Origin of the sequence: Undibacterium umbellatum (assembly GCF_014284125.1) — a bacterium.
Classification (GTDB): domain Bacteria; phylum Pseudomonadota; class Gammaproteobacteria; order Burkholderiales; family Burkholderiaceae_D; genus Undibacterium; species Undibacterium umbellatum.
In genome coordinates, this window is sequence record NZ_JACOFX010000005.1 from 63,007 (window position 1) to 84,257 (window position 21,251).

At 52.1% G+C, this 21,251-nt stretch carries 20 protein-coding genes; 5 read left to right on the forward strand and 15 right to left on the reverse strand.

Annotated features, from left to right (window positions below; genetic code table 11):
* The first annotated feature begins 111 nt into the window (after positions 1 to 111).
* Both H8L47_RS12020 and H8L47_RS12025 read left to right on the forward strand, forming a co-directional pair.
* Entirely contained in the window at positions 112 to 1,134 is a 1,023-nt protein-coding gene (locus tag H8L47_RS12020; protein WP_186953835.1) for a GlxA family transcriptional regulator, read from the forward strand.
* Positions 1,135 to 1,142: 8 nt separating this feature from the next.
* A complete protein-coding gene (locus H8L47_RS12025) occupies positions 1,143 to 2,309 on the forward strand; it encodes an NAD(P)/FAD-dependent oxidoreductase (RefSeq protein WP_186953836.1) in 1,167 nt (388 codons plus the stop codon).
* Between the two features lie 10 nt (positions 2,310 to 2,319).
* Here H8L47_RS12025 and H8L47_RS12030 read toward each other — a convergent pair whose 3' ends face one another.
* From H8L47_RS12030 to H8L47_RS12075, 10 genes are all read right to left on the reverse strand, one after another.
* Positions 2,320 to 3,351 carry an adenosine deaminase gene (locus tag H8L47_RS12030; RefSeq protein ID WP_186953837.1) on the reverse strand — a complete coding sequence of 344 codons (1,032 nt, stop codon included), beginning with the start codon at positions 3,349 to 3,351 and terminating at the stop codon, positions 2,320 to 2,322.
* A gap of 288 nt (positions 3,352 to 3,639) precedes the next feature.
* Positions 3,640 to 3,897: a BTH_I0359 family protein gene (locus tag H8L47_RS12035; RefSeq protein WP_186953838.1), complete on the reverse strand. Its 258-nt coding sequence runs from the start codon at positions 3,895 to 3,897 to the stop codon at positions 3,640 to 3,642.
* A gap of 257 nt (positions 3,898 to 4,154) precedes the next feature.
* Positions 4,155 to 4,544 (reverse strand): GTPase, encoded by a 390-nt coding sequence (locus H8L47_RS12040; RefSeq protein WP_186953839.1) that lies wholly within the window; start codon positions 4,542 to 4,544, stop codon positions 4,155 to 4,157.
* 30 nt (positions 4,545 to 4,574) lie between these two features.
* The gene (locus H8L47_RS12045; RefSeq protein WP_186953840.1) at positions 4,575 to 5,297 is read right to left on the reverse strand and encodes a response regulator; all 723 of its coding nucleotides are present in this window, start codon (positions 5,295 to 5,297) and stop codon (positions 4,575 to 4,577) included.
* Between the two features lie 216 nt (positions 5,298 to 5,513).
* Entirely contained in the window at positions 5,514 to 7,883 is a 2,370-nt protein-coding gene (locus H8L47_RS12050; RefSeq protein ID WP_186953841.1) for a sensor histidine kinase, read from the reverse strand.
* 41 nt (positions 7,884 to 7,924) lie between these two features.
* Complete coding sequence (locus H8L47_RS12055; RefSeq protein WP_186953842.1) at positions 7,925 to 8,512, reverse strand: DUF4390 domain-containing protein; 588 nt, start codon at positions 8,510 to 8,512, stop codon at positions 7,925 to 7,927.
* Positions 8,513 to 8,568: 56 nt separating this feature from the next.
* Complete coding sequence (gene rsmB / locus H8L47_RS12060) at positions 8,569 to 9,999, reverse strand: 16S rRNA (cytosine(967)-C(5))-methyltransferase RsmB (protein ID WP_186953843.1); 1,431 nt, start codon at positions 9,997 to 9,999, stop codon at positions 8,569 to 8,571.
* 179 nt (positions 10,000 to 10,178) lie between these two features.
* Positions 10,179 to 11,063 (reverse strand): alpha/beta hydrolase, encoded by an 885-nt coding sequence (locus tag H8L47_RS12065; RefSeq protein WP_186953844.1) that lies wholly within the window; start codon positions 11,061 to 11,063, stop codon positions 10,179 to 10,181.
* Between the two features lie 4 nt (positions 11,064 to 11,067).
* On the reverse strand, positions 11,068 to 11,412 hold the full coding sequence (locus tag H8L47_RS12070) for a DUF1840 domain-containing protein (protein ID WP_186953845.1): 345 nt from the start codon (positions 11,410 to 11,412) through the stop codon (positions 11,068 to 11,070).
* 147 nt (positions 11,413 to 11,559) lie between these two features.
* Complete coding sequence (locus tag H8L47_RS12075) at positions 11,560 to 12,063, reverse strand: hypothetical protein (protein WP_186953846.1); 504 nt, start codon at positions 12,061 to 12,063, stop codon at positions 11,560 to 11,562.
* Between the two features lie 260 nt (positions 12,064 to 12,323).
* Here H8L47_RS12075 and H8L47_RS12080 point away from each other — a divergent pair, with 260 nt between their 5' ends.
* Both H8L47_RS12080 and H8L47_RS12085 read left to right on the forward strand, forming a co-directional pair.
* Complete coding sequence (locus tag H8L47_RS12080) at positions 12,324 to 12,659, forward strand: hypothetical protein (RefSeq protein ID WP_186953847.1); 336 nt, start codon at positions 12,324 to 12,326, stop codon at positions 12,657 to 12,659.
* 6 nt (positions 12,660 to 12,665) lie between these two features.
* Positions 12,666 to 13,166, forward strand: a complete 501-nt coding sequence (locus H8L47_RS12085) for a GNAT family N-acetyltransferase (protein WP_186953848.1) — start codon at positions 12,666 to 12,668, stop codon at positions 13,164 to 13,166.
* A 229-nt stretch (positions 13,167 to 13,395) separates the two neighbouring features.
* Here H8L47_RS12085 and H8L47_RS12090 read toward each other — a convergent pair whose 3' ends face one another.
* Complete coding sequence (locus H8L47_RS12090) at positions 13,396 to 13,656, reverse strand: DUF1161 domain-containing protein (RefSeq protein WP_186953849.1); 261 nt, start codon at positions 13,654 to 13,656, stop codon at positions 13,396 to 13,398.
* A gap of 363 nt (positions 13,657 to 14,019) precedes the next feature.
* Here H8L47_RS12090 and H8L47_RS12095 point away from each other — a divergent pair, with 363 nt between their 5' ends.
* The gene (locus H8L47_RS12095) at positions 14,020 to 16,221 is read left to right on the forward strand and encodes an ATP-binding protein (RefSeq protein WP_186953850.1); all 2,202 of its coding nucleotides are present in this window, start codon (positions 14,020 to 14,022) and stop codon (positions 16,219 to 16,221) included.
* Here the strand turns inward: H8L47_RS12095 and H8L47_RS12100 are convergent.
* The 4 genes from H8L47_RS12100 to H8L47_RS12115 all read right to left on the reverse strand — a co-directional run bounded on the left by H8L47_RS12100 (position 16,193) and on the right by H8L47_RS12115 (position 20,992).
* Entirely contained in the window at positions 16,193 to 17,395 is a 1,203-nt protein-coding gene (locus H8L47_RS12100; RefSeq protein WP_186953851.1) for a DUF1501 domain-containing protein, read from the reverse strand. The two genes, H8L47_RS12095 and H8L47_RS12100, sit on opposite strands and share 29 nt — an antisense overlap.
* A 35-nt stretch (positions 17,396 to 17,430) precedes the next feature.
* Positions 17,431 to 19,065, reverse strand: a complete 1,635-nt coding sequence (locus tag H8L47_RS12105; RefSeq protein WP_186953852.1) for a DUF1800 domain-containing protein — start codon at positions 19,063 to 19,065, stop codon at positions 17,431 to 17,433.
* 151 nt (positions 19,066 to 19,216) lie between these two features.
* A complete protein-coding gene (locus H8L47_RS12110; RefSeq protein ID WP_186953853.1) occupies positions 19,217 to 20,740 on the reverse strand; it encodes a YifB family Mg chelatase-like AAA ATPase in 1,524 nt (507 codons plus the stop codon).
* A 9-nt stretch (positions 20,741 to 20,749) separates the two neighbouring features.
* A complete protein-coding gene (locus tag H8L47_RS12115) occupies positions 20,750 to 20,992 on the reverse strand; it encodes an accessory factor UbiK family protein (protein WP_186953854.1) in 243 nt (80 codons plus the stop codon).
* Positions 20,993 to 21,251 lie beyond the last annotated feature (259 nt).

The window sequence follows — 21,251 nt, forward strand, 5'->3', positions numbered from 1 at the left end:
CTCCTTATGTGAATGCTTGTGAGAGACTTCATTGTGCAGCTAATGAAAAAGCAGTACCATTGGCTGAATCGACAAAAAAAGGTGTTAAATGGACGGGACGGCCAAGTGACGATGAAGTTGACGACAAAGGATGGAATCATACGCATCGGCATACTGGTTTATCCCGGTTGCCTGCGTAGTGGGGCGGTGTTGCCGCTGGATGTCTTCACCATTGCCAATACTTTGGCAGGGATACGTCCTGCGGGTAGCAAACCTGTGCAGTTTGAAGCTTTCTGGGTCAGTGCCCGTGGCGACATCATGCAAGAAGTGAGTGGACTACATTTTCAGGCGCGTGACATATACACGCAAATGCATACTCAGGAACTCGATGCACTTATGGTTCCTGGTGTTGATCATAAAGACAACCAGCAACTTGATGATTTGCTCAATGCACTGGCACCTGAACAAGCCTTGATGGAAAGTTATATTCAGCAAGACAGACTGTTGATCTCCAGTTGTTCCAGCACCAGCCTGCTGGCGCGTACCGGCAAGCTTGATGGCCGGCGCGCCACCACCAGTTGGTGGCTGAGTGCTTACTTCCGCAAGAATTTCCCTCAGGTTTTATTGGAAGCTGATGAGCTCATCGTGCAGGATGGCAAGCTGGTGTCATCTGGTGGCGTGACTTCTTATATCGATCTGTCGCTTTGGCTGGTGGGGCATTTCGCCGGAGAAGAATTGCGTCAGATGACGGCCAAGATACTGGTGGTTGATGCGAATAGAAACAGCCAGGCACCCTATGTCGCCAAGGCCATCATGCAGGATCAGGGTCATGCCGTAATTGAACGTGCGCGGCGCTGGCTGAACAAGCGCCTGGACCAGCACTGGGTAATGGCTGACCTGGCCAGCTATTGCAATGTCAGCCAGCGCACCCTGCTCAGGCGCTTCCAGGAGTCAATGAATCTCAGCCCCATCCATTATGTGCAACAATTAAGGGTGGAGCGCGCCAAGGCCTTGCTGGAAACTACCCGTTTGTCGCTGGAAGATATCACTACTCGTTGCGGTTATGAAGACGTCTCCAGTTTCAGTAAAATCTTCAAGCAGTGGGCGCAAGTGACGCCCAAGGATTACCGGCGCAGGTTTGGATTACGGTTTTAAGGACTGAAATGGATAACAGGCATGTAGTGATAGTAGGCGGTGGCGTCATCGGCAGTGCGGTGGCTTATTTTCTGGCAGCACATCCACGCTTTCAAGGCCGGGTCACGGTGCTGGAGCGTGACCCCAGCTATACCCATGCCTCGTCGGCCCTGTCGGCCAGCTCCATACGCCAGCAATTCAGTACGCCGTTGAATATACAGATGTCGCAATTCGGCATCGCTTTCTTGCGCGACCTGCATCAGCACCTCGCTGTTGACGGTGAGTTGCCGGAACTGGCGCTCAGCGAACATGGCTACCTGTATCTGGCCACCGATGGCGGTGCTGCCACTTTGCGTGAAAATCATGAGATACAAAGAGCAGCGCAGGTAGATGTTGCCCTGTTAAATCAAGATGCACTGAAACAGAAATTCCCCTGGCAGAATGTTGATGACCTTGCCATAGGTTCGCTAGGTCTTAGTGGTGAAGGCTGGTTTGATGGCTATGCCTTGTTGATGGCATTTCGCCGCAAGGCACGTAGCCAGGGCGTCACTTATCTGCAGGCAGATGCACAAGGTTTTGAGCATGAGAAGGGCAGAGTAACTGGCGTACGTTTGCAGAATGGCACAGTCATTAAATGTGATGTTGCCGTCAATGCAGCCGGTGCCTGGGCGCGGCCCTTATTGGCTGGCACTGGTTTTGATTTGCCGGTAGTTGGGCGTGTACGCACGGTGTTTGTCGTATCCAGCCCTGCGCAAACGCCTGCTTGTCCGCTCATCATTGATCCATCCGGTTTGTGGTTTCGGCCAGAAGGCCAGCACTGGATATGCGGTTTGCCACCGGACAATGATCCCGATGACGCAGCGCTGGAAGCAGACTATGAACAGTTCGATACGGCATGGCAAATCATGGCCAATCGCGTTCCAGCTTTTGAAGCCCTGCGCATGCAAAGAGCCTGGGCTGGCTATTATGAATATAATGTATTTGACCAGAATGCCGTCATTGGCCCACACCCACAACTGCCGAACCTGATGCTGGCGAATGGCTTCAGTGGCCACGGCATGCAACACGCACCCGCTACCGGGCGCGGTATTGCAGAATTACTGGTGGATGGTGCTTACAGCAGCCTGGATTTGTCGCCATTGTCAGCCCAGCGACTACTTGATGGCAGGCCGTTGCTGGAAAAGAATGTGATTTAATTCAGATTGCTCAGGCGGCTTTGGCAGCATAAGCATCCAGCTCATCCAGCCATATTTGTTTTTGCTCAGGCGTGACAAACGAGGCTTCAAAAGCATTGCGGGCCAGTTGCAGCAATTCTTCCTTGCCCAGTTCCAGCGCATCGGCAGTGGCGATGTAATTCGCGTTCATATAGCCACCAAAATAAGCCGGGTCATCTGAATTGATGGTCACGCACAAACCTGCGCGCAGCATGCGTGCCAGGTTATGTTCACGCATATCCTTGACCACGCACAGCTTTAAATTCGACAAGGGGCAGACTGTCAGCGGCATGCGGCTTTGCTGCAGCCTTGTCATCAGGGCAGGGTCTTCCTCTGCACGTACGCCATGGTCTATGCGTTCGACTTGCAAGACATCCAGTGCGCTATGGATATAGGCTGGCGGGCCCTCTTCACCCGCATGTGCAACCAGCCGAAAACCCATGGCCTGTGCAATCGTGAAGACATGCGCGAATTTTTCTGGCGGGTTGCCGACTTCTGCTGAATCCAGACCGACACCTGTCCACAGGTCTGCATATTCATCGCGCAAGGGTAGGGCAGCTTCCAGCGTGGCAATGGCATCTTCTTCACTGAGGTGACGCAGGAAGCACAGTATCATTGCACCAGAAAACCCTTGTTTGGCACGCGCTTCGCGCAAGGCGCGGGCGATACCAGAGAATACGGTAGTGATATGTATGCCGCGTGCTGTATGGGTTTGCGGGTCAAAGAACAATTCTACATGGCGCACATTGTCAGCCTGGGCGCGTTCTATATAGGCATGGGTCAGGTCAAAAAAATCCTGCTCGGTTTGCAGCACGGCAGCACCGGCATAGTACAGGTCCAGGAAAGACTGCAAATCTGCAAAATCATAGGCAGCGCGTACTTCTTCAACGCTGGCGTATGGCAATTGCACACCATTTTTTTGCGCGAGGGCAAACATCAACTCAGGTTCCAGTGAACCTTCTATATGCAAATGCAATTCTGCCTTGGGCAGGCCACGGATAAAGTCGTGCAGTTGAGTACTCATAGTTTTGAACCTGATAGGGATAGTGCTGAATAATAGAATGGCAATGGTCTGGCGAAGATATCACCCTGTCCCTGTCAGCATATCAAAATCAGGTGATGTTCTGTATAGATGGTCACATATTGATACGAACCAGCGCTGGATTTGTTTGGGATCTGTTTGGAATTTGCAAAGTCAGTATGAAGATGACCGCACAGCGGTACAGACGAGGGCCAAAGCCATCGTCCATACTTATCGCTGTTTCGCTGTCATTGCCTGAGCTGTGATGCAGTGATGCCTGTTCAATGCGGATTAATGCAGTAAAACGCTTTGACCCATATAGCCATCAAACTGACCAAGGAAGTCATCGATTTCTTCTATGCTGGGTTCACTGGCGATGAGGTCAGTCACGTCCTTGCGGAAATTGATGGCCAGCGGGCCACCAATAAACCATTCACGGCGTACGGCCTTGTCGGTAATTTCATAGCCGCCAAAGCGCAGGGCTTCGTGGTCAGTATCTGCGCCATATTCGATGACGCTATATTGCTCGCTGTTATAGATGAGATTCATTTTATGCATCCTTTCTGGCTGGAGGATATTTCCTCGGGTTACCGTTCATGGTGCTTACATGATGTTGCATACAGCGAATTTCAAGCAATTGCCGCTGATGAAGCTACTGCACGACTCTTCCTCAACGACAATTGCCAGCTCGTTACTGTGCTGTTACTAAGTATTACGGCATGGCAACGTCTGGACTTTAGCGACTTAACATTGGTTCACAAGCTAGTGTCCTGAATTATTGATTCTCGCCGGATTTACTCAGCGAATTAATAACTCAGGACACTTGTACTGTTGATCTCAAGTAGATTGGTGTAGGCAGGTCCCTGAAGTGTTAGCAGGAGTTTATCCAGATGGGCATCACTGGCAATGCCTAGATATATATTAGCGGGTTTTTGCCTGAGGGCGCGGTTTAGTGTTACGCGCAGGCTGAGGTTACCTATGCAGCAAAAGCAGCCGGGTGCAATCCGGCTAATGTGTAACAGGTCGGTGGCTTGCAGGATATCTTGCCCATCAGGCAAGCCTTCGAGGATGACGACATTCTTGTCAGTCGCAGCGCTATTGCCATCTAAACGGGCAAGGGAGGCTGCAATTGCCGCCTCCCTCTGGGTATAACTTGCGCCGTGTACCAGGTGTAATTGCGCTTTTGCTGCACTCACATGGTACTCACATTGCGCTGTGCTGCAATATTACTCGCCACGCTTTGCGTACTTCATGGACTCAACGCCCAGTTGCTTCAGTTTGCGGTATAGGTGCGTGCGTTCAAGGCCGGTTTTTTCTGCCACCCTGGTCATGCTGCCACCTTCGCGGTTCAAGTGGTATTCAAAGTAGATGCGCTCGAAGGCATCTCTGGCTTCACGCAGGGGCAAGTCAAACGACAGGCTGGCAAACTGATTATTTGGCGCCGCAGCGACAGGCTGGGCAGCAGAAAAATGTCTGGCTTCGTAAGACGGTGCAGTATTGCCAAAACTGCCGGATGTATTGGCGCTGACGGAATTGTCATTGCTGATCACGCGCAAGGCCGGGGCAGCCGGTTTTGGTGCCTCCGTGCTGCGTGTCAGGCCCTGCTGTACTGCTTTCAGCAATTTTTGCAGGGCGATGGGTTTTTCCAGGAAATTCAAGGCACCTATCCGGGTCGCTTCGACCGCAGTATCTATCGTGGCATGACCTGACATCATGATCACGGGCATGGTCAGCAAACCATCGCGCTGCCATTCTTTAAGCAAAGTAACGCCATCTGTGTCCGGCATCCAGATGTCGAGCAAGACCAGGTCTGGCCTGGCTTCTTGCCTGGACTGACGCGCCTGCTGAGCATTTTCAGCGAGCTGAACGACATGACCTTCATCGCCGAGAATTTCTGACAACAATTCCCGGATACCCATTTCATCATCTACGACCAATATATTTGCCATAAATCTACCCTATTACCGCCTCTATGTTTTTTTGGGTGCTTCTTACCGTTCGATGTTCAAGCTGGCTTATTGCTTACTCCAGTCTGGCTGGTGAAAACGATATGCTTGTGCTGAATGACAATTTCAAAGTGCCCCTTCTGCTTTTATCCGTATTCCTCTTTTGGGAACATCAGAACAACTACCTGCTACAGAACTACTACCGCAAGTACGGCGAACTTATACCGTATTTGCATCCGGTGCTAACTTTAACAGCAAAATCGCTACTTTTGCACCGTTTGTATCGCTGCGATTTTGAATATCTATCCTGCCACCATGTTCATCAATGATTTTCTTTACCATTGCCAGTCCCAGACCTGTACCACGTGGCTTGGAAGTGGCATAGGGTTCAAAGGCGCGTGCCAGGATTTTGCTGGAAAATCCCGGGCCGTTATCGATAATTGACAGGCGTACCGCAGAGTGAGCAATCTGGTCAGTGCCAGTGTAGCGCACGACATCAGTGATGACATCAATTCGTGGCACAAAACCGGCAGTGGTATTGTCAGCCACGGCATCCTGGGCGTTTTGTAAAAGATTGTGAATTACCTGGCGCATCTGGGTGGCGTCACCCATGACCTTGGGTAAATCTGCCGCCATGGTCAGCTTGATGGCATCCCTGCCATCACCGGCAATATACAAATGCAGCACTTCATCAATCAGGCCAGCCAGATTCAATGGCATCAATACAGCAGGCGGTGTACGCGCATAATCGCGGAAATCATCGACCATGCGTTTCATCGACGTCACCTGGTTGACGATGGTGGTCGTACTTTTATTGAGTATCAGCACATCGGTTTCGCTGAGCTTGTCCTGCAACTTCATTTGCAGGCGCTCTGCTGACAATTGTATAGGTGTCAGCGGGTTCTTGATTTCATGTGCCAGGCGGCGCGCCACTTCACCCCAGGCGATAGAGCGTTGGGCGGAAATGATATTGCTGATGTCATCGAACACCACCACATAGCCGCTGCCTGAGGCCACCGGCAAGTGCGAGCCACGCGCCAGCAGGGTAATACTCTGTTCATCTTCAGCGACCACCACTTCGCCAGGAGTTGCAGAGGTGACGCCTTTTTTACCGACATTTGGACGAGGCACTTCAATTTGCTGTTGCCAGTGTTGTTCGCGTTCGTTTTCACCACCAGCAGCTGACTGCGCATGCTGCTCTGAAAAAGCTTTGGAAATAGCAAAGGCAAAAGCCTGCATGCCATCAATATCTGCCAGGGGTTTATTGATTTCGCTTTCCAGCCTGCGCTGCAAGATACGTTCTACCGACTCATTACAGGTCACCAGATTGCCATTTTGATCCAGCACCATCACTCCAGCTGACATGTTGGCCAGCACTGATTCCAGATAGGCTTTGGCGTTTTCCAGTTCATTGCGGTTTTTCTCCACTGCAGCACGGGCGTCAAATAACTGCCTGGTCATGGTATTGAAAGACTTGGTCAGGCTACCGAGCTCATCAGTGCTAGTAACGATAGGGCGAGGCGAGAAATTACCTTCGGTCACGGCCTTGGTACCTTCTGCCAGCAGCAGCAATGGTCTCGCCAGTTCGCCCGAAATCAAAAAGGCACTGGTGATGGCGGCGACAATTGCCAGCAACAGCGTCAGTGTCAGGGTGATGATGTACATCTTTTTTAGGTTCACGCGGCCTATCGAGCGCACCTGGTATTCTCGCGATGCATTGCTCAGTGCTTCAGCATGCATGGCCAGGTTGATGGGGACGGGTTGTATCAATTGCAGGTACAAAGCTTCATTTTGCAGGGATATCCAGCCTGTGCTCATACGCAAAGGCACGATCACGCGGGAACGCAGTATGCGAGCAGGTTCTGGTGCCAGTGCCGGACGGGTTGCTCCACGGGTTTCAGGGATACCGCTGCCTGTACTTGCTGCACTGGTGCTACTTGCTGAAGCAGTAGCCGGGTCGCCATCACTGCCAGGAGCAGGGACGAGTTTTTCATCCCTGGCGGCATAAAAACGTGACAACTTGACTTGCCTCAGCATGTCCGGGGTTGGCAACTCTGGCAGCAGGCTATTGACGTTTTCATTGGCAGAAGCAATCAGGCGGCCTTTGCTATTGACGATGGTGGCTTCCTGTACCTGCATACGTTCGCGCAGGCGTGACAGGTGGATGGACATCGAGCTTTCAGACGGATCAGACAATTCCGAAGCCATGTCCTTGGCCTTGGACTGTAAATCTGCCAGCAAGAAATCCAGTGCGGTCAGGCCCATGTTCTTGCCGGAATCGAGGGCAGATTCAACCTTGACATCAAACCAGGATTCGATAGAAAGGGAAACAAAGCGAACCGACACCACATAAATCACCGTTCCTGGCAAGATGCCTACCAAGGCAAACAGCACCACCAGACGGGTCATCAGTTTGGAGCCAAATTCCCTGGCACGGTAGCGGCGGAACAGCCGCCACACCAGGGTCAGTACCAGGATCAGCAGGGCCAGGGCGACAATGGCATTGGCATCCAGCAGCCATTCGTAATAACGCTCAAAGCGCGAAGAGTTTTCGGAGACTGTAGTCAGGAAAAACAGCAGGATGCTCATCAGAGCACCACCGATAATCAGTGCATACCGCAAAAATCTTGTCACTTGTCTTCAGCCTTGAAGGAAAAACGCTTCCACTCGGTTTTCTGACTCCAGTGACTGTCGTTGAAGCTGGGTATTTGCAAATGCATGGAGATCTTGCTCAAACCCATGCGCAATTGCACTGCTGCGTTGTAGGTGGCTCCGGCAGTTAACTGGGATTTATCTGCTATCAGCCAGCGATTTGGCCGTGTCACCAGATTGAGCGCGGTATCGAGAGAGGCAAAATTCTGTTGCAAGCCATTATTAATAGTGACGTTGTATTGCTGCGTCCATTCATTATAAGAAATTCTGACCAGATATTCACTACGCACCACCTTTTCGTCTACCCAATACCAGCGTGAGCGGGTCAGTTCTACTTCTGTGGTGAATGAGACCGGGATGCCATCCCGGATAGCCTTGCGCAAGCTGTCACTGAGGTCCAGGGAAAAAGTGGCAGCCAGGCGGTAGCCTTCGTCGCTGGCTTCTATCCTGGCCGTTTTGACTTCCACGTCGGCGGCCTGAACTACAGGTGCCGCCGCCATTGCCAGCAGCACCAACATCAAAGTCAGCGATATCTGGCGCAGCAGGGAGGTAAAACGTCTGAACATGCAATCAATACGAAATCAAAAGTCTGCTAATGATAGCTTGAACTTGTTGGCATTCGTTAATTTTGCATTGGTTTTTGAAACAAAGCATAGAACAAACCGTCATGTTCGTTGTTGCTTTCGGACGTCTTGGTCAAGCTGGGCAGTAATTGCCCCGGTGCATCAAGGCGTTGCGCGCCATTACGTGTAGCAAAAGCGGCAGCCTGAGCTTCGGATTCCAGCGGCCAGATCGAGCAGGTGACCATCAGCATCTTGCCACCCGGTTTCAGCATACGCCACAGATTATCGAGTATGCGGGCTGACAAGGCCGCCAACTGGGCAGCATCGGTCTTGCGGCGCAACCAGCGGCTGTCCGGGTGACGTCTGACCACGCCAGAGGCAGTGCAGGGCACATCTGCCAGGATGCGGTCATAGGGCTGGCTATCCCACCAGTTGTTGCGGCAGGCATCGCCTTCCTTGATTGTCGCAAATAACTTCAAACGCGCCAGATTTTCATGGATACGCTGGATACGGGCCGGGTCAGTATCAACCGCAGTCAGTTCGATATCAGCCAGTTCCAGCAAATGGCCAGTCTTGCCACCGGGGGCGGCGCAAGCATCCAATACCCGCATGCCTGTCTGTACATCCAGTAAAGGCGCTGCCAATTGGGCGGCGGCATCCTGCACCGACACAACACCCGCTTCAAAGCCGGGGATGCTGAACACTGGCAGTGGCCGGTCCAGGCGCACAGCAAACGGGCCTATCTGGCTGGCACCGATCTGCTGGCTGGCCAATAACTCCAGATAAGCAGCGACCGTGCTGACACGTTGATTCACACGCAAAGTCAAAGGCGGGGCATGGTTGCCGCAGCTCAGTATCGCTTGCCAGTCTTGTGGATAAGCTGTTTTGCACTGGTCTACCCACCATTGCGGATAATTCCAGGCAGCTGCCGGCTGTTTCATGACCAGTTTTAACAATTCTTCTTTTTCACGCAGATAGCGGCGCAGCACGGCATTCACCATACCTTTGGCAAAAACCATATGCGGGCTGGAAGTGGCGGCTGTCACTGCCTGGTCCACCACGACAAACTCTTCATAGGCCTTTTCATCATCACCTTCATTACCAACCAGCAGGGTAAGTGCACAGCACAGCAAGCCATATAACAAGGCTGGTTCCGGCGTCTTGTTGGTCATGATTTTGAGCAGGGCATCCACCCGGCCAACCTGGCGCATGGTGCGGTAGGCAATATCCTGGATTGCCCCGCGCGCCTGTGGCAAGGCATTGGTTTGCGTAAATACCCTGGTCAGCGCTTGCGGCAAGGCTGTACCTTCCAGCACATAGGCGACAGCCTGTGCTGCACCTACAAGGCTGAATGCCAGGGAATCTGCCTTGATTTCTATGGTTTCAAACTCCACCTGTGGCTTGCTGAGGACGTGGGATGTGCTGCCCGTAGTGGCGCTGCGGGCAGGTTTGGCTGGTCGGCCCAGGGTTTTTCTTGGTTGATCTTGCATATTTCCGGATAATTTTGCTTATTGCAGTAAATTGCATTTTCAGCAATTTAACATGGTCAGCCTGATAAGGCGAGAGGGCGCTAGTGTAACAGCCTTGCTGGCTGCTTCCGCTTTCTGTAGCACGCCACCACTTCAGACTATGCTGTTTTATTCTATCCAACTTCAGAAAATTTGCTGTTTCAGGCCGCTTCTTGTATCTGTTCCAAAGGGGTGAATTGCTGGAGTTCCAGCCAGGTTCGCAAGTCATCGAATACCCTGGTGGCATCCAGTTCATTGAATATTTCGTGATAAAAGTCGGCATAAAAATGCGCGCTAAGCTGGTCATTTCCCAGCTTTTCCAGGAAGCGGCGGCTACCTGCCGGGTCGACCAGATGATCGTCATCCGCCACCATCATCAACAGGGGCATGCTTAATTCTGCGGCATGTGCATGGCAATAATCCATGGCCTGCAACATACTGGTCAGCAGGCGCGCACTCAGGCGTGAGTGCACCAGGGCATCATTTTCATAGGCGAGTACCACTTCGCCATCGTGAGACAGATAGCGAGTTTGCAAGCCGTTCGGCAAACCCACACCAGGTATCAGGTTGGATGCAACCTTCAACAAACCATGCTGCAAGCTGGACATGCGTATTGCCAGCGCGGGGGAAGACAAGATCAGGGCGCGCAGCGGTGTCAATTGCTCAAGTGCATAGCGGGCAGCAAACAAGCCACCCATGCTATGTCCTAGTAATATGGGCGGCCCCGCCAGTTGCTGGCTAAAGTCGCTAATGACCATCTGCGCATCACGCAAGATGCACATGGAGTCTGGAACATCACCGCTGCCACCGTCAGATTGTCCATGGCCGCGATGGTCATAGGTGCGCACGACAAAACCCAGGGCGTTGAAGAACCTGGCGACATGGGCATACCGCCCGCAGTGCTCACCCAGACCATGCATGATGACTATACCTTGCTGTGGTTGAGCCATGACTGCATCCGCCAGCGGCCAGTCGCGCACAAAAATTGCCTTGCCATCTGCGGTCCGGAGTTCGAATTCCCTGGTATTTTCTACGTGGGAGGTCATGGTTTTATACGCCCCACATGACTTCGCGCTGCATCTTGTGGGCGGCGTGCAACATTTCAAGCACGGGGAAAGCTCTGGTAGCAAAGCTTACTGGCTCTGGTGTTTCGTGCTCATTATCATCACCATTTTCATTGTGATGGGCGTTCACATCGCGGCTGACTTCTTCAGAAATTGGGTGAGCCTTGCTTTCGGCAACCGCAGCTTCGATTTTTTGTATGGCTTGTGGCAATTCGGGAGGGGTAATGATGCCGCGCTCCACATCCTTGTGCAGCAGTTCCAGGATGCGGCGTGCATGCTCTTTGTACATGGTTATTTCTGTAGCCGCTTTGGACTTGAATGTGATCAGCATGGACACGTCTCCTATTTTTCTATGATGTGCGAAGATAAAGCGGCTAAACACCAGAAGTGCGCTAGCGTCACTGATCTGGCCGCGCTCACTCATATAATAATCCCAAATTGGCCGATTGTCGTTTCAGATTGTTTTCAGATTGTTGCTTCAGTTGGATTTGAAAGACGTCATATAGGTGTCGATGACCTCCTGCTTCATGTCTTTTTCCTGCCCCAGCATGATAATTTGATACACCCAGGGGCCGCGTATCAAAAAGCGGGCCAGCATCACGATGGGTTGGCCATTGCGCAATTTGCCACGCACTTCCAGCATATCTGCGCCTTTACTGGTGGTGGTTTCCGGCGTTCCCTGAATATTCATGAGCATGCCTTTTTTCATGGCTTCCATGACCAGCCCGGTCTTGCCGGGATCGTCTACTTTGGTGCTGCCAACGGCAAAACTGATGCCGCCAGCTTCCCCGGCCAGCATGTCCATTTTTACAGTGATGCCTTCCAGCTGCATGTCCTTGCTGTCACCCAATGGTTTGCCCGGCATTAATATGGAGAACGGTGCATTACTGCCGCGCGCATCGCGCCAGTCAAATTTAGGGCTGCATGCAATCAGCAGTATCAGAGAGGCAAGCAGTAAAAAGCGATGGATGGTGGATTTCATGGAAATTGAATCGATAAGATTGCGGAATAGCATTCATGTTTACGGCTTTCTTGCCGTCAACAATACGCATGGACAAGTGCTACATGATAAGTCCTTTGGTCAAATTGCGTCTGTTTTTGCACTAGAACGCCCCTTGCCTGGAAAATAGGCTGGTGTTTCCATCTCCGTCCAGAGCAACAAGGCATTTTGTCCAGCCACACACTGGGTTATCATAAACAGATCTACCTGAACGTTTTCACTTATTTTTTTTTGGTGCTGTGATGTCACTTTCCAAGTTTTCCGGGATTTTTTTGCTGATGCTGACGTCCTTGACTGCCTGCGACCGCCTGGGTCTGCCTGATCCAGCCAAGGACGCAGCAGCGCGCGAATCGGATGCCCGTGCGACTGGCAGTGCCTGCCGCCACGCTGGCCGCGCCATTGAAGACTGCTATGCCCTCAATCCCGATGCTGCCAGGGCGGCAGTGTATGCGGGGTGGAAGGAAATGAATGACTATATGCGTGAAAACAAGATCGACGTCGTCAAGCCAGAGCTGGCAAAGCCAGACGCGTCGGCCAGTGCCGAAGAAGGCAGCGCCAGTGCCAAGGCCACGAAATAGCTGTATATGACAGTGTTGCTGCGTGCCATGCAGACAGCGGATCTGGCGGCGGTTTATCAGATACAGGCCAAGGCTTATGTGGCTGAGATGGTGGAGGCACCAGCCTTGCTGGCAGCCCGCCTGGCCACCGCACCCGATTGCGCCTGGGTTGCGGCGCAGGATCGTCAGGTGCTTGCCTATCTGGCCGCTTATCCTACGGTCAAAGGACGAATTTCTGCTTTGGGACAGGACTTTCAAGTAGCTGAGCCTGCCAATGCCCTGTATCTGCATGACATGGCAGTTGCACCGGATCACACTGGCAAGGGTTTGGCGCGAGCCATGCTTGAATTCGCCCTGGCACATGCCAGGCGACAGGGCTGGCAATATGCCTGCCTGGTGTCAGTGCAAAGTACCAGGTCATACTGGCAGGGTCTGGGTTTTATTGAGCAGACTGATTTGAGTGCGGAGCAAAAAGCCAAATTGGCAAGTTATGCTGGACAGGCTCATTACATGCTGATGAACTTGTAAGAACCAGTTCACGATCTTACTGCGCGTGCGCAACCTGAGTACCCGCGGGGCTCATGTGCTGCTCAAATTGCTCATGTACTCAAGTACATTCCGCTTTTTGCGCTGCTCCTCTCCTCCGCTGACACCCGCTCTCTACAGGTCGTGACCAGACTCTAGGCGGCAAAAAGAAAAGCGAATCTTGCCTGATTTTTGCATGCAGGCAGATCCGCTTTGCAGTGTAGTAGCAGGCTTATTCTTCAGCCTTGCTGCTCGCCTTTTCTTTTTTGTAAATGATCTTTTTCTTGCCACCTTCGCAGCTACCGACGACTCTGTACTTGGTTTCGGTATCCCTGGAAACGACTTGCAAGCTGTAATTGTTGACTCCTTTGCGTTCCAGTTTTGCTGCTACTTTGTCTTTAATGGTTTCACAAGACGTTATCTCGGCCCACGCCGGGGCGCTGCTGAGCAAGAAACTGATGACCAAACCTTTGACCAAAACGCTTTTACTCATTTTGTTTGCTCCCTTTCTGTTTTAGCTTGGTTACTAATTGATGGCAAGCTTGTCGTCACATGGACACTCACTTAGCTGTATAAAACCGTAACATCCCCCCGGTATTTTTGATAGAAATAAATAGTTACTTCCATGAAAGCGTGGTAAATCGTCTGCAAACTTGCTGTCTTCAGAGTAATTCTTTCGATTTTTCCTAGTTGGCCAACGCTAGGATAGAATGTGTTTTAGTTTGCTTTACTTTATCATTCTGGTAAGTTTGCTATATCTGACAATACGACTTTAAATTCGGGCGACATGCAGTTGCAATCAACTTGCCAGACTTGAGCACAAGGATGAGCTTTGAGCAAGACCGGACCAAATGAAATGAAGCCAGCAGGATTGCCTACCAGTCGTTTAGCTATTGCGCTGGCAGCCAGCCTGGTGCTGGCCATTATCGTCGGTGCCGCGACGGCGATCTGGATGCTGCGTATCCAGGAAATTGGCAAGTGGGAAAAGCAGACTGAAACCTTCAGCATCGTGCTGGCCGAAACCGTCAGCCAGCAAATGGACTTTGCCTACACGGCACTCGACAGCATTGCCGAGCGCATACAAGACCGCTGGAGTGTCAGCGCCGAATACCTGAGTGGTAAATTATCTACGCATGATTTTCATCAGTTCCTGCGAGAAAAGGCTTCGCTGTCACCTGCTGTAGAAGTGATTTCCGTGCTCGATGTCGATGGCAATGTCATTAATACATCGCGTAATTTTCCCGCGCCTACCTACAGCCTGGCAGACCGCGACTACTTCATTGCGCAACGCGATAATCCAGTACAAGGTATTTACCTGAGCTCTTCCGTGCGCAGTAAGACCACGGGGAAATGGATGTTTTTCCTCAGCCACAGGCTGACAGGCAGTGACGGGGAGTTCATTGGCGTCGTCATACTAGGTATGTCTCCCTCGTTTTATTCTCAGTTTTATGAAAAACTCAGTGCCGACGGCCATGCCTCTATAGGCTTACTGCGCAATGATTTCACTTATTTGGCACGCTGGCCAGAACGCGGCGATGTCATGGGCAAGCGTAACCTGACAGGAAGCACCTATGAACTGGTGCACAGGCACAATAAAAAATCAGGCGTCATCATTGGCAATAATCCGCGCATGGCCGAGGGTGGCAAACAAATCACCCGCATGGCCGCCATACAGTCGCTGGAAAAATACCCGCTGATCGTCAATTTTTCTGTGGATGAAGACTTGTATCTGGCTGACTGGCGCAAAATCAGTACCGGCATCGTCGTTATCGCCATGAGTGGTATCCTTGCTATCGTGGCGGCTTTTAGCGTGTTGGTTAATTTGCTGGAAAGACGAGAGCAGGATTTGCTGGTGACCACTGAGCTCAAGCAACAGGCAGAAGTCATCAACCGCAATCAGGCCCACTTGCTGAAAAACCTGACGGAGCAGCAGATCGCTTTGAAAGATTCTTCAGACAGACTGCAGGCCATTTTCCAGAACGCGGCGGACGGCATCATCATGATCGATGACACTGGCAAGATTGAGGCACTGAATCCGGCTGCCGTGGCCATTTATGGTCATCCAGCCAATGAAGTGGTGGGCAAGAATGGTAAATTTTTCTCCCCGCCAGGACAACCCGATTTGCTGGGGCTGGCCATGAGCCGCAGGGAGTTTCTGGAAACCGGTTGCCTGCGCACTGAGGCCGAGCGCATGCGCAAGGATGGCAGCCTGTTCCCCGCAGAGCTGGCGATTACCGAGTATTATCATGCTGGAAGGCGCAAACTTATCGTCATCGTGCGCGATATTTCAGAGCGGCGCAGGATGGAACGCATGAAGAGTGAATTCATCTCCACCGTCAGCCACGAATTGCGCACGCCATTGACAGCCATCCGTGGTGCCCTGGGGCTGGTGGTCGGCGGGGCCATGGGCCTGGTGCCGGAAAAAATCTCTGCCCTGCTGGGCATGGCGCACAAGAATAGTGAAAGCCTGACCCGCCTCATCAATGACTTGCTGGATATTCAAAAAATAGAAGCCGGCAAGATGGATTTTGTTTTTGAGCGACTGAATTTGCAAAGCCTCTTGCAGACGGCAGTGAATAATAATCAGGCTTTCGCGCAAAGCATGGATACTGAAATCGCGATGGGCAAACTGGCAGATCAGACAGAAGTCATGGTCGATGCCGGACGTTTCCAGCAAGTCATGGCTAATCTCTTGTCGAATGCCTGCAAGTATACGCCCGGAGGGGAGACCGTCAGGGTTATCAGCGCGGTCAGGGACGAAAACATGGTGCGTGTAGAAGTGATCGATCAGGGCACAGGCATACCGGAAAGTTTCCGTGAACGTCTGTTCCAGAAGTTTTCCCAGGCAGATTCTTCAGACACACGTGCCAAAGGTGGTACTGGCCTGGGTTTGGCAATATCGCAGGCCATCATCCGGCAAATGCATGGCGACATTGGTTATTATATGAGTGAAGATCCGGCGCAACCAGGTACACATTTCTATATAGACCTGCCTTTGCACCGGGAAGGCCAGACTGGTCTGGAAGCGATTACAGCAAGGCCAGATCACGTGCTTTGACACCAGCAAACACCTGTTCTACCTCGCCAGCATTCAAACCATATAGACGGCTGAACAAGCCACCGAGCACTGCGCGATATTCGTTCAGCACCGGGTAGTCACGGTTCTGGAATAATTTGCCAGCTTCCAGCGCAATTTGTTCCCCGACGATTTGCCCGCCTTTTATACCGCCACCCAAGACCCAGTACACCGTGCCATGGCCATGGTCAGTACCGCGTTTGCCATTTTCGCGAAAGGTACGGCCAAATTCACTGATCACCACCACCGTGGTATTGCGCCAGGCACTGCCCATTTCAGTACGATAAGCGGCCAGCCCGCGACCGAGTTCTTCAAACTTGACGGCCAGTGTGCCTGTTGCCCCGCCCTGGTTAACATGTGTGTCCCAGCCACCGACATCAATAAAACCCAGTGCGTATTTATCGCGCATGAGTTTGGCGATACGTTGGGCTTCCAGCTCAAAACCTTTGGTCGAGATCGCATTGCGATTGGCACTATTCATTTCTTCTGCCATTTCACGCGCCACTTCATCGCGCATGGCAAAGCCATCCTTGACGGCTTGCGACAGATTTGTATTGGCATACATTTGCATGATCAACTCACGCTGGCGCTGATCAACATTGGCCTTGCTGACATTGCGCAATGCGGTGTTGGCAATGTGGGCCTGGCCCTGCATGGCCAGTGGTAACTGGTCAGTAAAGGACATGGCACTGACTTTGCCGTTATTCCCCAACACTTTCGCCAGGCGATTCAAGAAACCAGAATGGAAATCCCGGCTGGCATTCAGGGGCTGGCCCATTTCTATACTGTCCTGGGTTTCAAAATGGCTACGCGATAAATCATCTGTTCCAGCAAAGGGGATGAATGCTGCTTCACCCTGCTGGAACATGGGATAAATCGTGTCACGCAAGGCCGGATGAAGGCCCCAGTCTGCATTCAGTGCCAGTGCCGCATCCGGTATGGAACCCGGTCTGGCAATGGCAATATTTGGCCTGGTTTCATAATAGAAGTTGCTGTAAGTAGGCACCAGTAAATTGCTGGCATCATAGCCGCCGCGCAAAAACACCAGCAGCAAACGATTTTGAGTGGCTGGTGCCGCCATCACCTGGCTGCTCATTCCCAGCAAGGCAGACGATGGCAGCAGGGCCATTGCTTTCAATAAGTCTCTACGGTTCATGGTAGACCTTTCCGTAATAATTGGCAGACGTTCAGTTAGCGACGCATCATTTCAGGCGAGGCCAGGAACAAAGTGTTCCATTCCTGTGGCGTGCGTGTTTGATTCAAGACGGTCTGGGTAGCAGGGCTGAATTGTGTACTCCATTTTTTTACATAGGGCGATGCAGCCAGTGCAGGTGGCTGCGGCTTTTCTTGTGTGCCTGGCAATGTTGCGGGTGTAGTCTGCGCTGGCACGGAAGTTTGCATGCCTTGCATGGCTTGCGCAGCTTGTGGAGTTTGATTCTCCGCCCGAAACAGGGCCGGGTTGCCACCCGCAATTGACCGGGCAATATCAAAGCGCACCGTCATCTGACCAGAACTGGCCCATGAACTTTCATTGAGTGCATAACCATCCGGTGTCTGGCGACCATTCAATTGCTGGCCCATCATGTTCAGCCAGTTCAGCATGGGGCCGGTATTGACAATGGTATTGCCGTCATACGCCAGGCGTACCGAAGCCAGCATAAAGTGCAACGGATCTTTGAATTTTTTTCCCAGCGAAGCAATAAATTCCTGGCTATTAAACATGGTACGCAAAGTGGCTGCGATATCGCCATCGGTTTGCAGGAAACGCTGCGCCATTTTATCGGTCAGGTCTTTTGAGGGCGTATCAGAGACAAAAAAAGTCGCCAGCTTCTGGCTGACAAAACTGGCTGTAGCCGGTTGTCGGGACAGCAGTACCAGCACCTCATCGAGTTCGGCCATACCTCGGCCCTTGATGGTCTTGCCCAACACCAGCTTGTCACCAAAATCATGACGTTGCGGGTTGAATTCAAACAAGCCTTGCCTGAGATAAATTTTCTCCAGCTCAGGCTTCATGCGCGGCGCATCCTTGCTCAAATTAATGCCCACGCCGGTCAGCACCCTTGCCAGTTCCTGTACATCTTTCTGGCTATAGCCGCCATTCACCCCCATGGTATGTAATTCCATCAACTCACGCGCATAGTTCTCATTGATGCGGTTGGCTGCATTATGTTCATTATCCAGATACCTGAGCATGGCAGGGTGCGTCACAGTGGCACGCAGCAAGTCACGGAAATTGCCCAGGGCATATGGGCGTATTGCGTGTTCTTCAAAATCTCCCAGCATGGCACGTACATTGGCTTTGCCATTATGGATATTGAAGTGATTCATCCAGAACCAGCTCATTTGCTCCTGCAACTGATTCGGCGAATAAATGTCACGCAAAAGTGCGCGGGTAGACGCTTCCCTGGCCAGGCGTGTCAATTCTTGCTGATATTCCTTGCGTAGCGTGTCATCTGTGCCTTTTTGCTGCTCAGAGGCAAGGCGGCGAGCTTCAAGGTCACGCATGAGTTCAGGCAATGGCTGGCGCGAAATGGTCATCGCATCAATCTGGCTTTGTATCGCTGGTGGCAAGACGGTACTACGCGCGCGCAATTGCTGGTCCAGGTAGCGGTCTGGGCCAACGGCTTGCAAGACCTGCAGGCTGGAGGGATTGCTACCCCAGGTCAAACGGTTCAGCAATTGCTCTGGCACTAGCGCAGCCTGTGCCAGCGTCTTGCCTGGCTGGCTGCTGTTATCTGCATGTTGCTGGGGTAGGTTGCTGCATGCTGCCAGCAAGACCAGCAGGCTGGCACCCAGCACTTGCTGCAGCTTGGATTGAATTTTCATGCTCGCCCTCACTTGTGTATCTGTCTAGAAGGTTTCTGACAGTGGATTGTGATAGCAAGTTTAGGCTTATTTTGCGAAATTTTCGTAACGTGCTGTAACAGTGAGGAAAAACTATGTAACTGCTTCCAAGCTAAAAAAACAGCAAGTGTCTTCACTGGTCTCTGAGCGCCCGCCTGTACTGTATGGCTTCCGCCACGTGTGGCGTCGCTATGTGTGCTGAACCAGCCAGGTCAGCTATGGTACGGGCGACTTTTAATACGCGATGGTAGGCACGGGCTGACCAGTTGAGCTTGTTCATGGCATTGCGCAAGAGCAGCCCTGCCTGTTCATCCGGTTTGCAGTGCAGATCAATTTCAGTCGTGGACAAGAGATTGTTCGCCTTGCCCTGACGCTGCTGTTGCCGCTCAAAGGCAGCTTCTACTCGCGCATGGATAGCGGTGCTGCGTTCACCATCGGCCTGCTTGAGCAAATCGGTATGTGGCAAGGCCCCCACCTGTATCTGCATGTCTATGCGGTCCAGCAAAGGGCCGGATATCTTGTCCTGATAGCGGGCGATAATGTCTGGTGTGCAGCGGCATTTGCCATTGGAGTGACCAAAATAGCCGCAAGGACAGGGATTCATCGCAGCAATTAGCTGGAAGCGCGCCGGGAAATCAGCCTGCCTTGCCGCCCGTGAGATGGTAATGTGACCCGATTCCAGCGGTTCACGTAACACCTCCAGAACTTTGCGGTCAAATTCTGGCAATTCGTCGAGGAACAGGACACCTCTATGTGCCAGGGAAATTTCGCCTGGCCTTGGCGTGCCTCCACCACCCACCAGAGCCACCGCAGAAGCTGTGTGATGAGGTGAGCGGTAAGGTCGTAGCTTCCACTTCTCTATGGAAAAGCCGGAAGTAAGTGATTGTACGGCTGCTGATTCCAGTGCTTCCTGGTCGGTCATGGTGGGCAAAATGCCAGGGAAGCGGGCGGCCAGCATGGATTTTCCGGTACCTGGAGGCCCGATTAATATCACGGAATGCGAGCCTGCCGCTGCCACTTCCAGTGCGCGTTTGGCCTGGATCTGGCCTTTGACTTCGGCAAAGTCAGCATAATGCGGACGGGCCGCTTGCGATGCTGGCTTGTGGCGCACCAGTTTTTGTTCAGCATCTACGCCAGCGAAGTGGGCACATACTTGTAACAGCGAATCTGCCGGATAAATGGCGGCCTCGCTGACCAGGGCAGCTTCATCGGCATTGGCTCGCGGCAAGATGAAGGCAGGTTCCTGTTGTGAATGCTGCTGGCTTTTGCAAATTGCAAAAGTCATGGCCAGGGCACCGCGTATCGGGCGCAATTCGCCAGACAGTGACAATTCACCGGCAAATTCATACTGCTCAAGCGCATCTGCCGGTATTTGCCCGGATGCCGCCAAAATGCCCAGGGCGATAGGTAAATCAAAGCGGCCAGATTCCTTGGGCAAATCAGCCGGGGCCAGATTCACGGTAATGCGCTTGGCCGGGAATTCAAACCTGGCATTTTGCAAGGCAGCCCTGACCCTGTCCTTGGATTCCTTGACCTCGGTTTCAGGAAGTCCAACGATAGTGAAAGCGGGCAGGCCATTTGCCAGATGCACTTCCACCGTGACCTGCGGTGCATCCATGCCATTCAAGGCGCGGCTTTTGAGGACGGCTAATGACATGCGTACTACTTAAGCGTCTTTTTGCGGTGCTTCCAGAGCGGCTACCCTGGCTTCCAGGGCTTCCAGTTTGGCGCGGGTCTTGGCCAGGACTTGTGCTTGTATATCAAATTCTTCGCGCGTTACCAGGTCCAGCTTGGAAAAGCCCTGGCTCATCATGGCTTTGACATTTTTTTCGATATCTTTGGCGGGTGAGTTTTCCAGTGCCTGGCTGATTTTGACTTGCATGTCATTAAAGAAATTTTGCTTATCCATATTTATCCTCTATTTTGTAGTTGCACGCTTATGGTGCAAATTAGGTTCTGCCACTTATTTGTGCAAAATCTGATACTGCTCTTTATTGGTGCGCAAACTTGATTATTCGCTTGCAATTTTACCTATGGAGCAATGATAGCGCATCTTACCCAGGCAGCCACTGGTATTGCGCTGCAATATTAATACTGGGCCGTAGCCTTAGCTTGTCTGACTGTATGCGTATGTATACAGCGATCTACGACAGCTTATACCAGGTTAA

What these genes read in the sequence shown, in the direction of transcription:
- H8L47_RS12020 (WP_186953835.1), top strand. Translation starts at nt 112, where the DNA reads ATGAAGTTGACGACAAAGGATGGAATCATACGCATCGGCATACTGGTT.
- H8L47_RS12025 (WP_186953836.1), top strand. Translation starts at nt 1,143, where the DNA reads ATGGATAACAGGCATGTAGTGATAGTAGGCGGTGGCGTCATCGGCAGT.
- H8L47_RS12030 (WP_186953837.1), bottom strand. Translation starts at nt 3,351, where the DNA reads ATGAGTACTCAACTGCACGACTTTATCCGTGGCCTGCCCAAGGCAGAA.
- H8L47_RS12035 (WP_186953838.1), bottom strand. Translation starts at nt 3,897, where the DNA reads ATGAATCTCATCTATAACAGCGAGCAATATAGCGTCATCGAATATGGC.
- H8L47_RS12045 (WP_186953840.1), bottom strand. Translation starts at nt 5,297, where the DNA reads ATGGCAAATATATTGGTCGTAGATGATGAAATGGGTATCCGGGAATTG.
- H8L47_RS12050 (WP_186953841.1), bottom strand. Translation starts at nt 7,883, where the DNA reads ATGAGCATCCTGCTGTTTTTCCTGACTACAGTCTCCGAAAACTCTTCG.
- H8L47_RS12055 (WP_186953842.1), bottom strand. Translation starts at nt 8,512, where the DNA reads ATGTTCAGACGTTTTACCTCCCTGCTGCGCCAGATATCGCTGACTTTG.
- rsmB (WP_186953843.1), bottom strand. Translation starts at nt 9,999, where the DNA reads ATGCAAGATCAACCAAGAAAAACCCTGGGCCGACCAGCCAAACCTGCC.
- H8L47_RS12065 (WP_186953844.1), bottom strand. Translation starts at nt 11,063, where the DNA reads ATGACCTCCCACGTAGAAAATACCAGGGAATTCGAACTCCGGACCGCA.
- H8L47_RS12070 (WP_186953845.1), bottom strand. Translation starts at nt 11,412, where the DNA reads ATGCTGATCACATTCAAGTCCAAAGCGGCTACAGAAATAACCATGTAC.
- H8L47_RS12075 (WP_186953846.1), bottom strand. Translation starts at nt 12,063, where the DNA reads ATGAAATCCACCATCCATCGCTTTTTACTGCTTGCCTCTCTGATACTG.
- H8L47_RS12080 (WP_186953847.1), top strand. Translation starts at nt 12,324, where the DNA reads ATGTCACTTTCCAAGTTTTCCGGGATTTTTTTGCTGATGCTGACGTCC.
- H8L47_RS12085 (WP_186953848.1), top strand. Translation starts at nt 12,666, where the DNA reads ATGACAGTGTTGCTGCGTGCCATGCAGACAGCGGATCTGGCGGCGGTT.
- H8L47_RS12090 (WP_186953849.1), bottom strand. Translation starts at nt 13,656, where the DNA reads ATGAGTAAAAGCGTTTTGGTCAAAGGTTTGGTCATCAGTTTCTTGCTC.
- H8L47_RS12095 (WP_186953850.1), top strand. Translation starts at nt 14,020, where the DNA reads ATGAAGCCAGCAGGATTGCCTACCAGTCGTTTAGCTATTGCGCTGGCA.
- H8L47_RS12100 (WP_186953851.1), bottom strand. Translation starts at nt 17,395, where the DNA reads ATGAACCGTAGAGACTTATTGAAAGCAATGGCCCTGCTGCCATCGTCT.
- H8L47_RS12105 (WP_186953852.1), bottom strand. Translation starts at nt 19,065, where the DNA reads ATGAAAATTCAATCCAAGCTGCAGCAAGTGCTGGGTGCCAGCCTGCTG.
- H8L47_RS12110 (WP_186953853.1), bottom strand. Translation starts at nt 20,740, where the DNA reads ATGTCATTAGCCGTCCTCAAAAGCCGCGCCTTGAATGGCATGGATGCA.
- H8L47_RS12115 (WP_186953854.1), bottom strand. Translation starts at nt 20,992, where the DNA reads ATGGATAAGCAAAATTTCTTTAATGACATGCAAGTCAAAATCAGCCAG.